At 73.7% G+C, this 15065-nt stretch carries 13 protein-coding genes and 1 rRNA gene; 7 read left to right on the top strand and 7 right to left on the bottom strand.

The genetic code is table 11. The features are described from left to right. Positions 1-74: ribosomal RNA gene (rrf, locus tag ACIBCA_RS28890) — 5S ribosomal RNA — on the top strand; the annotation flags it as partial. A 55-nt stretch (positions 75-129) separates the two neighbouring features. On the opposite strand, the gene ACIBCA_RS28885 is transcribed toward rrf, so the two are convergent. Beyond that, positions 130-1062 carry an aminoglycoside phosphotransferase family protein gene (locus ACIBCA_RS28885; RefSeq protein ID WP_396285936.1) on the bottom strand — a complete coding sequence of 311 codons (933 nt, stop codon included), beginning with the start codon at positions 1060-1062 and terminating at the stop codon, positions 130-132. A gap of 49 nt (positions 1063-1111) precedes the next feature. Here ACIBCA_RS28885 and ACIBCA_RS28880 point away from each other — a divergent pair, with 49 nt between their 5' ends. After that, on the top strand, positions 1112-1825 hold the full coding sequence (locus tag ACIBCA_RS28880; RefSeq protein WP_396285935.1) for a hypothetical protein: 714 nt from the start codon (positions 1112-1114) through the stop codon (positions 1823-1825). A 3-nt stretch (positions 1826-1828) separates the two neighbouring features. Here ACIBCA_RS28880 and ACIBCA_RS28875 read toward each other — a convergent pair whose 3' ends face one another. The 5 genes from ACIBCA_RS28875 to ACIBCA_RS28855 are packed head-to-tail and all read right to left on the bottom strand — an operon-like array spanning position 1829 to position 7306. Next, a complete protein-coding gene (locus ACIBCA_RS28875; protein ID WP_396285934.1) occupies positions 1829-3139 on the bottom strand; it encodes a DUF58 domain-containing protein in 1311 nt (436 codons plus the stop codon). A 60-nt stretch (positions 3140-3199) separates the two neighbouring features. Further along, positions 3200-4234, bottom strand: a complete 1035-nt coding sequence (locus ACIBCA_RS28870; RefSeq protein ID WP_396285933.1) for an AAA family ATPase — start codon at positions 4232-4234, stop codon at positions 3200-3202. Beyond that, on the bottom strand, positions 4231-5454 hold the full coding sequence (locus ACIBCA_RS28865; RefSeq protein WP_396285932.1) for a DUF4350 domain-containing protein: 1224 nt from the start codon (positions 5452-5454) through the stop codon (positions 4231-4233). Before ACIBCA_RS28865 ends, ACIBCA_RS28870 begins: the two co-directional genes overlap by 4 nt. Beyond that, on the bottom strand, positions 5451-6125 hold the full coding sequence (locus ACIBCA_RS28860) for a DUF4129 domain-containing protein (RefSeq protein ID WP_396285931.1): 675 nt from the start codon (positions 6123-6125) through the stop codon (positions 5451-5453). Before ACIBCA_RS28860 ends, ACIBCA_RS28865 begins: the two co-directional genes overlap by 4 nt. Positions 6126-6130: 5 nt before the next feature. Continuing rightward, entirely contained in the window at positions 6131-7306 is a 1176-nt protein-coding gene (locus ACIBCA_RS28855) for a hypothetical protein (RefSeq protein WP_396285930.1), read from the bottom strand. A gap of 286 nt (positions 7307-7592) precedes the next feature. Between ACIBCA_RS28855 and mtrA the strand changes: the two genes are divergently transcribed. From mtrA to ACIBCA_RS28840, 3 genes are read left to right on the top strand one after another with little or no spacing between them, the layout of a single operon-like run. After that, positions 7593-8270, top strand: a complete 678-nt coding sequence (gene mtrA / locus ACIBCA_RS28850; RefSeq protein WP_030247322.1) for an MtrAB system response regulator MtrA — start codon at positions 7593-7595, stop codon at positions 8268-8270. A gap of 1 nt (position 8271) precedes the next feature. Further along, complete coding sequence (gene mtrB, locus ACIBCA_RS28845) at positions 8272-10353, top strand: MtrAB system histidine kinase MtrB (RefSeq protein WP_396285929.1); 2082 nt, start codon at positions 8272-8274, stop codon at positions 10351-10353. Positions 10354-10360: 7 nt separating this feature from the next. Beyond that, positions 10361-12160: an LpqB family beta-propeller domain-containing protein gene (locus ACIBCA_RS28840; protein ID WP_396285928.1), complete on the top strand. Its 1800-nt coding sequence runs from the start codon at positions 10361-10363 to the stop codon at positions 12158-12160. Here ACIBCA_RS28840 and ACIBCA_RS28835 read toward each other — a convergent pair. After that, complete coding sequence (locus ACIBCA_RS28835; RefSeq protein WP_396285927.1) at positions 12148-12906, bottom strand: ComF family protein; 759 nt, start codon at positions 12904-12906, stop codon at positions 12148-12150. The genes ACIBCA_RS28840 and ACIBCA_RS28835 overlap by 13 nt on opposite strands. A 366-nt stretch (positions 12907-13272) precedes the next feature. On the opposite strand from ACIBCA_RS28835, the gene hpf reads away from it, so the two are divergent. After that, positions 13273-13965 carry a ribosome hibernation-promoting factor, HPF/YfiA family gene (hpf, locus tag ACIBCA_RS28830; protein WP_396285926.1) on the top strand — a complete coding sequence of 231 codons (693 nt, stop codon included), beginning with the start codon at positions 13273-13275 and terminating at the stop codon, positions 13963-13965. Between the two features lie 207 nt (positions 13966-14172). Beyond that, entirely contained in the window at positions 14173-14931 is a 759-nt protein-coding gene (locus ACIBCA_RS28825; RefSeq protein ID WP_396285925.1) for a response regulator, read from the top strand. The last annotated feature ends 134 nt before the right edge of the window (positions 14932-15065 follow it).

Raw genomic sequence — 15065 nt, 5'->3', positions numbered from 1 at the left:
ACCCGGAAGCTAAGCCTCATAGCGCCGATGGTACTGCAGGGGGGACCCTGTGGGAGAGTAGGACGCCGCCGAACAATCATTGTGAAGAACCCCCATCCGGGCTACGGATGGGGGTTCTTTGCGTTTCCCCTACAGCTGTTCCGTCAGAAATTCGGCCAGGCGGTCGGCGAATCCGGTGAGGCGGTCCAGCTCGGGCCCGCTTCGCATGACCCGGAATCCGTGGCGCCGGCCCCAGAAGGCGGCGGTGACCGCGTGGAACTGGGCCCAGCGCCGGACGCGGTCGAGGTCGAGTTCGGCGGAGTCGGCGAAGACGTTCAGGATGCGGCGGATCGCCGGCCGGGGGTCGTCCTCCCCGATGAGGTGGAGCGCGCGGGACTTGAGCAGGGTGCCGCCGTCGTAGGCCGGGTCGCCGGCGTAGCCCTTGGGGTCGACGGCGAGCCAGGGTTCGCGGTCGGCGCGCAGGATGTTCCGGGCGTGGAGGTCCCCGTGGACGAGAGTCTCGGGCTGGGTGCGGCCCAGTTCGCGGACGGTCGCCAGGGCGGCGGCCACCGTGGCCTCCGACATGGTGTGCGACAGCTCGTCCGCGTCGTGGTGCAGGTTCTCCTCCCACTCCTCCGCCCGGTCGCTGAGCCTCGGCAGGCCGGGCGGCGCGGGGACGGCCAGCCGGCGGTTGAGGCGGCCGGCGACCGTCACCAGCTCGTCGGTGTCGGGCACTTCGGAGAGGTTGGTGCTGTGCGCCCGCTCGAGCAGCATGGCGAACCGGGCGTCGTCGCGCTCGTACAGGTGGACGGCGCCGCAGCCCTGCCAGGCGGCGAAGGCGTCCGGCTCATGGACGTTGCCGGGGTGCGGGAACGACACCTTGAGGACGGCGGGGCCCGTCGACGGCCGCTGCACCGGCACGACCAGGCCGACGCCTCCATGGGTGACCGGGCCGTCAGGCCGGCAGTCCCAGGTTTCCGTCAACTCCTCGACGATCCGGGGGAGTTCGGCGATCCACGCCGCCCCGGGATCTTGCTCACGATCGACGGTGGTCCGTACGAACGCCTCTGGAATCTCGATCATGCAGGCACTCTATGTACAGGGCCCACGGGCTCCAACTACCGTCGCCCCCATGGACCGTAGCGCGGTGTTGCGTAGCCTCGTGACGAACGGAACCGCCACTGAGCCCGCTCGACTGGCCGAGCTGGCGGGTGAACTCGACCTACCGGTGGCCGACTTGCTGGTGGTGGCCGGGCACCCGGTGCCGCCGGAGCTGCTGCCCCCGGAGCGGGACGCGAAGGTGATGCAGGAGTTCGCTCGGCGTGTCGGCGAATGCGAGCACGACCGGCTGGCGGAACTGGAGTCCTACGTCCGCTCGCTCCCGCACCTCGACGCTCCGGGGCCCTTCGTACAAACCCACCGGGGGAACTGGAAGCCGGCAGAGAGCGGCTTCGCGGCGGTGGTGAACGGGCTGATCCGTAATCGGGGCTTCGGCGTCGCGGAACTTCCCTTTATGGGGCTGTCGAGGCCCACGGTGGTCGCCATGGTGCAGAGATGGAGCCCGGCCGGCCGGAACAGTCGGTTCGAACTCTGCGCGTTGGCCGGGGCGGTGGGGTGGACGTGGCCCGACCTGTTCGCGATCGCCGGTGAGCCCTATGACGAGGGGTACCGGCAGTCGGCCCTCTGCCGTCACGTCGGAATGCTGTTCGCGGCGGCTGTCCACCTGACCACCGACCAACTGATCGAGGCGACCACCGTAGCGGCAGGGATGCGGATCAAGGATCACGAGCGGGGCCCCGGCCCCTGGCAGCACGTCTGCCTGGGCTGGCGTGACGACGAGTCGTGAGGCTCAGAGCCGTCCGGCGGCCTTGAGGGCCAGGTAGGCGTCCGCCAGGGCGGGGGCGATCTGGGTGGGTGGGGCGTCGAGGACGGTGAGGCCGTGGCGGGAGAGGCGGTCGGCGGTGGCGCGGCGGTCGGCGCGGGTCTGTTCGGCGGCGGCGGCGCCGTAGACGGCTTCGAGGGTGCCGCGGCCGGCGGCCATGACGTCCAGCTGGGGATCGGCGACGGAGGCGATGACGACCTCGTGGCGCTTGGTCAGCAGCGGGAGCAGGGGCCGCAGGCCGTCCTCGACGGGGGCGGCGTCGAGGCCCGTGAGCAGGACGACCAGTGAGCGGTGCGGCGCCATCTTGAGCGAGGTGGAGACCAGCGAGCGCATGTCGGTCTCGTGGAGGGCGGGTTCCAGCAGGGCCATCGCGTTGGTGAAGGCGGGCAGGATCTCGCCGGGGGAGGTGCCGGCGACGGAGATGCGCTTGCGGGTGTCGTGGGCGAGCAGGTCGACGCGGTCGCCGGCGCGGGTGGCGAGGGCGGCGAGCAGCAGGGCGGCGTCGAGGGCGGCGTCGAGGCGGGGGGCGTCGCCGACGCGGCCGGCGGAGGTGCGGCCGGTGTCGAGGACGATGAGGATGTGCCGGTCGCGTTCGGGGCGCCAGGTGCGGACGGCGACGGTGTGGCGGCGGGCGCTGGCGCGCCAGTCGATGGAGCGGACGTCGTCGCCGGGCAGGTACTCGCGCAGGGAGTCGAACTCGGTGCCCTGGCCACGGGTCAGGAGCGAGGTGCGGCCGTCGAGTTCACGCAGCCGGGCGAGCCGGGAGGGCAGGTGCTTGCGGCTGGTGAAGGGCGGCAGCGCGCGGACGGTCCAGGGCAGCAGGTGGGAGCCCTGGCGGCCGGCGAGGCCGAGGGGGCCGAGGGAGCGGACCGTCACCTTCTGGGCGTGGTGGTCGCCGCGGCGGGTCGGGGTGAGGAGGGTGACCGCCCGGCGTCGTTCGCCGCCGGGGACGTCGAGGGTGTGCCGGGAGTTGGCGCGGTCGGTGCCGGGCCGCCAGGCGGAGGGGGCCCAGGCGTCGCGGATGCGGCCGCGCAGCAGGCGCCCGGAGGGGTTGGTGACGGTCAGTTCGACCGAGGCGGGTTCGCCGAGGCGGACGGCGGTGTCGCCGCCGCGCCCGAGCCGCAGGGTGCGGACGGGCGCGGCGAGCACCAGGTCGACGATGACGCCGATCAGTACCGTGCCGGTGACGAGGCCGATCCCGGTCCAGGACGGCAGCAGCAGGCCCACGACGAGCGCGCCGAGCGCGGCGAGCAGGGCGGTTCGCCCGGTGAGGGCCATGCGGGTGCGCTCCTTGGGGACTCGGGAAGGGGCTCAGGAAGGGGACGTGGGAAGGGCGCGTCAGCGAGGTGCGGGCGTCTGCGCGAGGACGGCCTGGATGACGGAGTCGGCGGTGACGCCCTCCATCTCGGCCTCGGCGCGCAGCGCGACGCGGTGGCGCAGGGTCGGCAGGGCGAGCGCCTTGACGTCGTCCGGGGTGACGTAGTCGCGGCCGGCGAGCCAGGCCCAGGCGCGCGAGGCGGCGAGCAGGGCGGTGGCGCCACGCGGGGAGACGCCGATGGAGAGCGACGGGGACTGACGGGTGGCCCGGCAGAGGTCGACGATGTAGGCGAGGACCTCGGGGGCGACGGTCAGCTTGGCGACCTGGGCGCGGGCGGCGGCCAGGTGCTCGGGCCCGGCGACGGGGCGCACGCCGGCGGCGTCGAGGTCGCGGGGGTCGAAGCCGGAGGCGTGCCGGGCGAGGACCTGGAACTCCTGGTCGCGGTCGGGCAGCGGCAGGATCAGCTTGAGCAGGAAGCGGTCCAGCTGGGCCTCGGGCAGCGGGTAGGTGCCCTCGTACTCGACCGGGTTCTGGGTGGCGGCGACCAGGAAGGGCAGCGGCAGGGCGCGGGGCTCGCCGTCCACGGTGACCTGCCGCTCCTCCATGGCCTCGAGCAGGGCGGCCTGGGTCTTGGGCGGGGTGCGGTTGATCTCGTCGGCCAGCAGCAGGTTGGTGAAGACCGGGCCGGGCTGGAAGGAGAACTCGGCGGTGCGGGCGTCGTAGACGAGCGAGCCGGTGACGTCGCCGGGCATCAGGTCGGGGGTGAACTGGATGCGCTTGGTCCCCAGGCTGAGGGCCTTGGAGAGGGTGCGGACCAGCAGGGTCTTGGCGACGCCGGGGACGCCTTCGAGCAGCACGTGGCCGCCGCAGAGCAGGGCGACGACGAGGCCCGTGACGGCGGCATCCTGGCCGACGACGGCCTTGCCGATCTCGGCGCGCAGGGCGGTGAGCGCGGCGCGCGGGTCGTCGGTGGTGCCGGGAGCAGCGGCGGCGGGGGCGGCGGCGGGGTCCGTGCCGGGGACGGAGCGGAGCTGGGCGGTTGCCTGGTCGGTCACGGGTTCCGTACCTGCCTTTCGAGGGCGTCGAGGTCGTCGGCGAGCCGCAGCAGTGCGGCGTCGTCGATGGGGGGCGGGCCGTACAGCAGGGCCCGGACGTCCCCGGGGGGCTGCTCGGGGCGGCGGTCGGTGATCGCCGCGCAGAGTGCGTCGGGGTCGGGTGCCCCGGCCCGGAGCGGGATGCCGAGGGCGGGGGCGAGGCGGTGGGCGGCGGCGCGGCGCAGGGCTTCGGCGGCGCGGCCGCGGGCCTTGGCGCGCCGGTAGAGCCGGGCGCGGCCTTCGGTGGTCTCGGCGGCGCGGACGACCACGGGCAGGTCCTCGCTGACCACGGGCCCGAGGCGGCGGCCGCGCCAGAGGGCGGCCAGGAGGGCGGCGACGAAGAGCTGGAGGAAGGCCCAGTTCCAGCCCTTGGGGAAGAAGTCGGTGAGGGTCTTGTCGTGGGTGCTCGTGGGGGCCGGGAGGCTGTAGTCGGGCAGGTGCCAGGCGAGGGTGGGCTGGGAGCCGAGCAGACCGAGGGCGAGCGAGGCGTTGCCGACGACGGGGAGTTCGCCGTTCTGCAGGAGGACGCCGCTGCCGATGACGATCACGTCGCGGTCGCCGTCGAGCGGGAGGTGGACGAGGGCGTAGCCGTAGCCGCGCTTGTAGCAGCCCTCGCCGCGGCTTCCGCTGGTGTAGAGCATGCCGCCCATCTCGGCGTCGCCGGCGCGGACGGCCTCCGGCAGGTTGCACCGGGGGGTGCTGTCGGCGACGCGGGCGTAGGCGAGGTCGCCGCGCTCGTCGGACATCCGGATGCCGGGGGCCAGGATGTCGAGGGCCGCGGTGCCGGGGGCGATGAGCACGAGCCGGGTGTGCCCGGCCGCGGCGATGGAGTGCAGCTGGGCGGGCGGGATGAGGTCGGGCTGGGGCAGGACGAGGGTGTCCCTGCCGCCCGCGACGGTGATGGGCTCGGTGGTGGTGGAGACCTTCACGCCCTGCTGTTCGAGCAGCGCGTACGCGGCGTGGGCGCCGTCGCGTTCGTAGGAGCGCGGGTCGATCTGCGGGTACTGGCGGTCGTCGCCGAGGGAGACCACGGTGACGGCGCCGACCAGGAGGACGGCGAGGAAGGCCAGGTACCAGCGGGCGCGGCGCAGCAGGGCGCGTCCGGTGAGGGTGAGGCTGGTCGGGGCGGGGCCGGTGGGCCGCTCGGCGTCCGGGGCCGGGGCGGGGGCGGTGCTCGTCATGCGGCCTCTCCCGCGGTGGTGGCGTGGGTCGGCCGGGTGCGTTCCAGCTTCCGGTCGAGGTCGTGCAGGAGCTCGTACGCGGCCCGGTCGGCGGTGCGGTCGCCGTAGGCGACGTCGTCGAAGGTGCGGGCGGCGGCGGCGAGGGCCTCGGCGTGTTCGGGCAGGGAGCGGCCGGCTTCGGCGGCGGCCTCGTCGGCGGTGCGGCCGGGGCGGCCGTCGAGGAGGGTGCGCTCCTCGAGGGAGCGGACGAGGGCGCGCATCTGCTCGACGACGGCCTCGTCCCAGCGGCCGGCGGCGGCGTGGGCGGCGGCCTCGGAGCGGTGCTGGTCGGCGGTGCGGGGGCCTTCGGCGCCGAAGACCTCGGGGGTGGTGCGGGCGGAGCGGCCGGGGGCGCCGAGGCGCCACCAGATCGCGGCGCCGATCAGCAGGGCGACGATGACGAAGAACACCAGGCCCGTGGTGCCGGAGGTGCCGCCGCCGCTGCCGATGCTGTCGAGGGCGCTGGTGATGTGGTCGTTGATCCAGTCGATGGCCCGTTCGATGACCGACGGGTCGTTCCGGTGGTACTTCGCGTTGAGCAGTTCCTCGCGGGCGGCGTCGCGTGCCGGATCGCGCGGGAGCGTGACCGGTGCGCCGCTCGCCAGGAGCAGCCCGTCCCCCCAGGTGGCCATCCGGCTCAGACCCCCGTGGGGGGCTGGTCGCCCCAGCCGGTGCCGCCGTACTCGGGCAGGCCGGCGGCGCGGGCGAGTTCGATGTCGAGAGCTTCGCGGCGGATGCGCTGGTCGACGTAGATCAGGACGCCGAGGGTGCCCAGGAACGGGATGGTGAGGGTGGAGGAGATGATCCCGGAGATGGCGCTGACGACCAGCACCGCGGTGCTCTGGTCGACCGTGCCGTCGAAGGACATCTGGCGGTGCAGGTCGATGTAGCCGAGGGCCATGCTGGCGACGGTGAACGGCATCGCGATGATCATGGCGAAGACCAGCGACATCACGTAGGCGAGCAGGCTGATGCCCAGGACGCGCCACCAGGAGCCGCGCACCAGGCGGGCGGAGCGGGAGAGGGCGGCGTTGACGCCCTGCTTCTCCAGCATCAGCGCCGGGGCGGCCAGGCTGTAGCGGACCCAGAGCCACAGGGCGACGGGCGCGGAGGCGAGGCCGAGCAGGAAGAGCAGGGCGGTGACGCCGCCCGAGCCCTCGTACAGCGCCAGGGGCAGGAAGCCGAGGACGAGCACGCCGCCGGACATCAGGGTGGTGAGCAGGGTGACGCCGATCAGCTGCGGGAGCCGGGGGCGGGCCTCGCGCCAGGCGTCTGCGACGGTGACCGGGCGGCCGAGGACGGCGCGGCTGACGACGATGGTGAGCAGCGCGGTGGCCAGCGCGTTGAGCAGCACGGCCAGGGGGATGCTCGCGGCGAACTGCGCCATCTGCGTGCCGCTGCCGGTCTTGCCGTCGATCAGCATCCGGAGGCCGACGCGCCCGGCCTGCTCGATCACGGCGATGCCGAGGGCGAGGGACAGGGTGGTGCGCCAGTGCCGGCGGACGGTGGTGACGGCGCCGTCGAGCAGTTCGCCGACGCCGAGCGGGCGCAGCGGGATGACGCCGGGCCGGGGGCTGTGCTGGTCCTGCCCGTACGGGCCCGGGCCGCCGGGCTGTCCCCAGCCGGGCCGGCCGTAGGGGGCCTGCTGCCCGTGCTGGGCGTTCCAGCCGGGGGCCTGCGGGGTGGTCTGCGGGGCGGTCTGGGGCGGTGCCGACGGCCCGGGCACGGTTGCGGGTGCGTCGGCCGTGGGCCGGACGCCGTCGCGGGGCGGCTCGGACGAGCCGGGCGAGGCCCAGCCCGGAGTGTCGGTCATCACTGCTCCTCGGAGGGGCTGTTCGGGGGCGCTCGTGGCGGTGTTCCGCCCGTGCGCAGCGCCCATCGTGCCATGGGGCTGTGACGGGCCCCAGGGGTATCCGGCCCGATGATCGTCTTGGCGGGTTCGCAGGACCTCGCGGAGCGGGCGGCGGGCCGTTCGGAGACGTTCCGGCCGGGAGGATTCGCCCGGTATGGCCGGAATACCCGGGTTCCGGAGTTGGCCGTTGTGGAGCAATGACACTGCTGTGCGGCAGGTCACAATCCGGTAATGAGAAGATGGACGCATGAAGGGACGCGTCCTCGTCGTTGATGACGACTCCGCACTGGCCGAGATGCTCGGCATCGTGCTGCGTGGAGAAGGTTTTGAACCGTTTTTCGTCGCGGATGGGGACAGGGCGCTAGCCGCGTTCCGGGAGACCAAGCCGGACCTGGTCCTGCTCGACCTGATGCTGCCCGGCCGGGACGGCATCGACGTCTGCCGCCAGATCCGGGCCGAGTCCGGCATTCCGATCGTCATGCTGACCGCGAAGACCGACACGGTCGACGTCGTGGTGGGCCTGGAGTCGGGTGCCGACGACTACGTCACCAAGCCGTTCAAGCCCAAGGAGCTGGTGGCCCGGGTGCGCGCGCGGCTGCGCCGCGCCGAGGAGCCGACGCCCGAACAGCTGACCATCGGCGATCTGGTGATCGACGTGGCCGGCCACTCGGTCAAGCGCGACGGCCGGGGCATCCCGCTGACGCCGCTCGAGTTCGACCTGCTGGTCGCCCTCGCCCGCAAGCCCTGGCAGGTGTTCACCCGCGAGGTGCTGCTGGAGCAGGTCTGGGGCTACCGGCACGCGGCCGACACCCGGCTGGTCAACGTGCACGTCCAGCGCCTGCGCTCCAAGATCGAGAAGGACCCGGAGCGTCCCGAGATCGTCGTGACCGTGCGTGGCGTCGGCTACAAGGCCGGGCCCAGCTGACGTGACGGACCTGGCTGACGACACCCCGTCGGGTTCCTCGACCGACGGGGCGGTGCGCGGGGACGTGCTCAGTTCGACCACCCGGCGGCGAGGGCCGCGCGGGGTGTTCGGGCTGCTCAGCCGTCAGCTGCGCCGCCCGGTGCGCCGGGCCTCGGCGCTGTACCGCCGCTCGATCCAGCTGCGCGTGGTCGCCGTCTCGCTGCTGCTGTCGATCGCGGTGGTGCTGGTGCTCGGCGTGGTCGTCGTGGCGCAGGTGCGCAACGGCCTGCTCGACACCAAGATGGGCGCCGCCCGGGAGCAGGCCAGGATCGGCTTCCAGGCCGAGGCCAAGAAGATCGACGAGGCCAAGGACCAGAAGCTGCGCGGCACCGCGGACCAGACGGTGGAGGACACCGGCACCTGGCTGCTGCGCCGGGTCAACGACCTGGCCGCGAGCGGGCAGACGGTCTACTCGGTGATCGCGATGGCCCCGGGCAGCGGCGCCGTCCTGCCGGACACCGGCTTCGCGCCGCGCTACACCGGCGACATCCTGCCCTCCAGCGTCCCGGACACCCTGCGCGACCGGGTCCGCCTGGAGGCGGGCCAGATGTTCGACCAGCCGACTCGGATCCACCGCGCGGGCGGCAGCACCGAGCCGGGCCTCGCGCTGGGCATGCAGTTCTACGGCCCCTCCGGCGCCAGCTACCAGATGTTCTACGTCTTCTCCTTCGGCCAGGAGACCGACACCCTCAACCTGATCATGGGCACCCTGGCGACCGCCGGCGTGTTCGTGGTGATCCTCATGGGCGGGATCGCCTGGGTCGTGGTGCGCCAGGTCGTCACCCCGGTGCGGATGGCCGCCGGCATCTCCGAGCGCCTGGCGGACGGGCACCTGGAGGAGCGGATGAAGGTGACCGGGACGGACGACATCGCCCGCCTCGGCGAGTCCTTCAACCGGATGGCCAACGCCCTCCAGGCGCAGATCCGCCAGCTGGAGGAGCTCTCCCGGGTGCAGCGGCGCTTCGTCTCGGACGTCTCGCACGAGCTGCGCACCCCGCTGACCACCGTGCGGATGGCCGCCGACCTCATCTACGACAGCCGCGAGGACCTCGACCCGATGGCGGCCCGCTCGGCGGAGCTGCTGCAGGGCCAGCTGGACCGCTTCGAGTCGCTGCTCGCCGACCTGCTGGAGATCAGCCGCTTCGACGCCGGCGCCGCGATCCTGGACGCCGAGCCCGTCGACCTGCGCGAGATCGTCGCCCGGGTCGTCGAGGCCGCCGAACCGCTCGCCGAGGCCAAGGGCAGCGCCGTGGTGATCCGCGGCGACGGCGAGCCGGTGCTGGCCGAGGTGGACTCCCGCCGGATCGAGCGCATCCTGCGCAACCTGGTGGTCAACGCGCTGGAGCACGGCGAGGGCCGCGACGTGGTCGTCCGGCTGGGCTCGCAGGACGGCGCGGTCGCGGTCGGCGTGCGCGACTACGGCATCGGCCTCAAGCCGGGCGAGGCGTCCCGGGTGTTCCACCGCTTCTGGCGGGCCGACCCGTCCCGGGTGCGGACCACCGGGGGCACGGGCCTGGGCCTGTCCATCGCCGTCGAGGACGCGCACCTGCACGGCGGCTGGCTCCAGGCCTGGGGCGAGCCCGGCGGCGGCTCGCACTTCCGGCTGACCCTGCCGCGCACCCGCGGCGGGGAGATCAGCCGGGCGCCGTTCCGCCTGGAGCCGGAGGACTCCCGCAACAACCGGGGCCTCGGCACGTACGGCGCCCCCTACCGGCGGGCCATCGCCCCGGCCGGCGCGACCGCGCTGACCGTGGCCGAGGAGCAGGCCGACCTGCCCGAGGGCAACGGCATCGGGCTCGGCAGCGGGCTCGGCGGGGTGCTGGACATCGGCCCGGGCCTGGGCCGGCAACGGCTGCCGGAGGGTCCGCGCACGGACCCCTCGGACGTACGGACGGCAGGGGCCGGGTACGGTGCCACCGGCGCGCAGGTCATGGTGGACCCGACGCCGGGACGGCCGTCGGTGGCACAGCGGACGGCGGAGCCGGACATGACGGGTGGGATTGACCTGGAGGGGTCGCAACGTGCGAAGGACGAGCTGGACTGAGTCGCGGGTGGCCGCCACGGCCGGCACGGCGCTCGTCGCCCTGCTGGCGGGCGGCTGCGCGGCCATGCCCGACTCCGGCGGCATCTCCAGGGTCGAGCTCTCCCAGGGCTCGGCCGACAAGAACCTGCTGCAGGCCAGGGTGTACCCGCTGGGCCCCGCCAAGGGTGCCAAGCCGCGGGACCTGCTGACCGGGTTCCTGGACGCGGTCACCGCCGACGAGGGCTACGACGTCGCCCGGCAGTACCTGACCGAGAGCGCCGCCGCGAGCTGGAACCCGGACGCCGGCATCCAGGTCGCCGCCGACAACATGGACGTCCCGCCCACGCAGGCCGTCACCGACACCGATTCGGTCGCCTCGCTGTCCGTGCACGGCACGGAGGTCGCCACCGTCGACGCCAAGCACTCGTTCCGGCTCCCCGACGGCCGCAAGAGCCTCACCTCGGACTTCACCTTCGTCCGGGGCAAGGACAACGAGTGGCGGATCGACCGGCTGGCGCCCGGCGTGATCATGAACGAGACCAACTTCCGCAACAGCTACCGCCAGGTCGACCGCTACTTCTACGCCGCCCCCGACCCGTCCGCCTTCGTCGCCGGCGGCGCCAAGGAGGTGCTGATCGCCGACCCGATCTACCTGCGGCGCCGGACGGACCCGCTGACCGCCGCCGCCAAGGCGCTGGTCGCCGGCCCCTCGGACTGGCTCGCGCCGGTCGCCCGGACGGGGTTCCCGCGCGAGGTCGGAGGCGTCAAGGTGTCGGTGGACGACAGCCACCTCGCCCATGTGCAGCTCGACGTCGACGCGGCGGACGAGACCTCCTGCCGCCGGATGGCCACCCAGCTCTTCTACACCCTCGCCGACCAGGTCAAGGGCCAGGTCGAGCGGGTGGAGCTCAAGGGCAGCCACGGTGTCTGCGCGACCGGCCGCGCCGAGGCCGGCACCCCGGCCGGCGTGCCCAGGTACTACCAGCGCGCCGACAACGGCGTCCTGATGGTCACCGACGACCAGCGCAGCGGGGACCCGGTGCCAGGCCCGCTCGGCAAGGCGCAGCCCGGTGGCACGCCGCTGAGCACCGTGGCCGTGGCCCGGGACGGCTCCCGCGCCGCCGCGCTCAGTGGGGACGGCCACCAGCTGTACTCGGTGCCGCTGGCGGCCGGCGCCACCGCCATGCCCGAACCGGTGCTCACCTCCGCCGGGAAGGCCGGGGACAAGGACGCCCTGGCCTCGCCCAGCTGGGACGGCCGCGGCGACCTGTGGGTGGTGGACCGCGCCCAGTCGGGGCGGGTGGTCATGGTCCGCGGCAACAAGACGTACACCGTGCCGGTGGAGGGCCTGGACGGGCAGAGCGTGCAGGCGCTCAAGGTCTCCGCGGACGGCGCCCGCGTCGCCCTGGTCGTGCGCAACGCCGGCTCGGGCACCCGCTCGCTGCTGTTCGGCCTGGTGATGCACGGCGGCACCACGGAGGCGCCGACCGCGCGGATCGTCGGGCTGCGCCGGGTGGCGCCGCTGCTGACCGACGTCGCCTCGGTGTCCTGGGCGGAGGCCGACCAGCTGCTCGTCCTCGGCAAGGAGGGCGACGGGATCCAGCAGCTGTACTACATCAGCACGGACGGTTCGCAGAGCAGTGACACCCCGCTGCAGAGCGGCCCCGGCTGGCTGGCCGTCTCCGCCTCCGAGTCCCGGGGGAACGTGCTGGCGGCGGCGCAGCCGGTGCTCGCGGTGACGGAGGGCAAGGTCTACCGGCTGGTCAGCAACCAGTGGCGGGAAGTGCAGATGACGGACAAGGTCAGCTCCTACTTCTACGCGGGCTGACCGGCCGTCACCCCTGCGGGCTGCGCAGGGTGCCCGGACGTGGCCGCCACGGTGGCGGCGGCCCGGGCGGGCAGGCCCGCGTCGGCCAGCGCCCGGGCGGCCTCGGCGAGGCTCGCCCCGGTGGTCACCAGGTCGTCGACCAGTACCGGGTGACGGCCGCTCAGCGCCGTGCGGGCGCGCGGCAGCACGGTGAGCGCGCCGTGCAGGTTGCGGCGGCGCTCGGCCGCGCTCAGCCCGGTCTGGTCGGCGACCGGACGGGCGTGGCGCAGCAGCGAGGAGGCCCGGGCGTCCAGTCCGGAGCGGCGCAGCGAGCGGGCGGCGGCCCCGGCCAGGCGCAGCGTGGAGTCGTGGCCGCGGGCGCGTACCGCGGAGCGGGCCGAGGGCATCGGGACGAGCACCAGCGGCGCGCGTTCGCCCTGCGGCCCGAGCGCCGAGCGCACCGCCCGTCCCAGCGCCTCGCCGAGCGGGCCGGCCAGCCGCAGGGCGCCGCGCTCCTTGTGGGCGAGCAGCAGCTGGCGGACGGGGTCGGTGTAGGGGGCGGCGGCGTACGCCCAGGGCAGCAGGGTGGGGGCCGGGCGGGCGGTGACCAGGGTGTGCCGGCAGGACGGGCACAGCTGGGTGCGCTCGGCGCCGCAGCCGGCGCAGTCCGCGGGGAGCAGGACGTCCAGCAGCCCGGCCAGGGCGTGGCCGAGCGGCCCTCGGGCGGGCCACGAGGGGCTGGGCGTAGGAGTGGGGGTGGTGGGCACGGGTGCTCCCGACGGCGGCACGGAGAGTGAGCACAGAATGCGCCGTACGGGGGGTGTTGTCCAGGTATTCACTCATGCTTCACTCGCAGGAGGGTAAACAGGGGGCGCCGGCTTGACCGGCCCGTCCGCGCCCGCGGCCCGTCCTCCCCGTTCCCGGCTGGGGAGGCGAAAAGCCCGTGCGAGGTGTTCGATAAGGCTCCAGGGGGTTTCAACCGTCCCTGGTGGGGAGGAAGTGAGGTGAGGGCCAGTCGCTTCCACCGGGTCCGGTGGGGCGGGGGGCCGGCAGTGGACGGGCTGGTCCGGCTGGGTCTCAGCCCGATCCGGTAGCACCCGGATCGGCGTCAGCACGAGGGATCGGAGTTCTGCGTGGACATCGTCGTCAAGGGCCGCAAGACCGAGGTGCCCAAGAGGTTCCGCGAGCACGTGGCCGAGAAGCTGGAGAAGGTCCAGAAGTTCGACGGCAAGGTGATCAGCCTCGACGTCGAGGTGTCCAAGGAGCACAACCCGCGTCAGGCCGACCGGTCCGACCGGGTGGAGATCACTCTCCGTACCCGTGGCCCGGTGATCCGTGCCGAAGCCGCCGCCGCCGATCCGTACGCGGCGCTCGACCTGGCCTCGGCGAAGCTCGACGCGCAGCTGCGCAAGTCCGCCGACCGGCGCCGGGTGCACAAGGGCGGCAACGGCCGCACCCCGATCAGCGTCGCCGAGGCGACCGCGTCCCTGGCCGCCGCGCTGCCGGAACCGGCGGTGTCGGAGGAGACCAACGGGGCCGTGCGCAAGACCATGATGGGATCGCTGGAAGTGGAGGGCGAGGGCCCCCTGGTGGTCCGCGAGAAGAGCCACTCGGCCGCTCCGATGGCGCTGGACCAGGCGCTGTACGAGATGGAGCTGGTCGGACACGACTTCTACCTCTTCGTCGAGAAGGACAGCGGCCTGCCGAGCGTCGTCTACCGCCGGCACGGCTACCACTACGGTGTGATTCACGTGCAGCCCGACATGGCGGCCGGTGTGGCCAGCGGTGCGGGTGGCGCGATCGGTCGGTTCGACGACGAGGACTGACCGCCCGAACGGTGTCGGAGATGGTGACCCCGGTGGCTCCGGCCGCCGGGGTCACCGGCGTTCCGGGGGCGGATCGCGGCGGGCGGTGGGGCGGTGCCGGGCACAGCAGGTCACCCGTAGCGGGGCAAACGGCGCCGGAGGGTGACCGGGGCCCTGGCGGGGCGTGGAATGATTGGCGCACGTCGACCCGCGAAGGGGGAGGAGCGGATGGGGGATCACTTCGGGCTGGGGCCCGCTACGGGGCCGGTCACCGGGCTGCCGCCGGGGCCGGAGGAGGAACCCGCGTACGCGCCGCGCCGGGGTGAGCCGATCCGTGTGCTGGTCGTGGACGACCACGCGCTGTTCCGCCGGGGGCTGGAGATCGTGCTCGCCGAGGAGCCGGACATCAAGGTCGTCGGCGAGGCGGGCGACGGCGCCGAGGCCGTGCTGAAGGCCGCCGACCTGCTGCCGGACATCATCCTGATGGACGTCCGGATGCCGCGTCGCAGCGGGATCGAGGCGTGCACGGCGATCAAGGACGTGGCGCCGAGCACCAAGATCATCATGCTGACGATAAGCGACGAGGAGGCCGACCTCTACGAGGCGATCAAGGCGGGGGCCACCGGCTACCTGCTCAAGGAGATCTCCACCGACGAGGTCGCCACCGCGATCCGGGCGGTGGCGGACGGGCAGTCGCAGATCAGCCCGTCGATGGCCTCCAAGCTGCTCACCGAGTTCAAGTCGATGATCCAGCGCCGCTCCGACGACCGGGACCTGGTGCCGGCGCCCCGGCTCACCGACCGGGAGCTGGAGGTGCTCAAGCTGGTGGCGACCGGGATGAACAACCGGGAGATCGCCAAGGAGCTGTTCATCAGCGAGAACACCGTGAAGAACCACGTGCGCAACATCCTGGAGAAGCTCCAACTGCACTCCAGGATGGAGGCCGTGGTGTACGCGATGCGGGAGAAGATCCTCGAAATAGGGTGAGGCGGGCCGCCCGGACAGGGGGGGGGGCGGGGGCGGGCCGGCCCCCCCCGGGGCCGGGGGCCCCCCGGAACCCGCCGGCCACGTTTACCGGGGCCGGCCCCGCCCCCACAACGTCACCCTGGCCCCCCCCCCCC

This window comes from Kitasatospora sp. NPDC051170 (assembly GCF_044455705.1).
In the GTDB taxonomy this organism is placed as follows: domain Bacteria; phylum Actinomycetota; class Actinomycetes; order Streptomycetales; family Streptomycetaceae; genus Kitasatospora.
The sequence above is the reverse complement of the archived record's forward strand: the minus strand, read 5'-3'. Positions and strand labels throughout refer to the sequence as shown.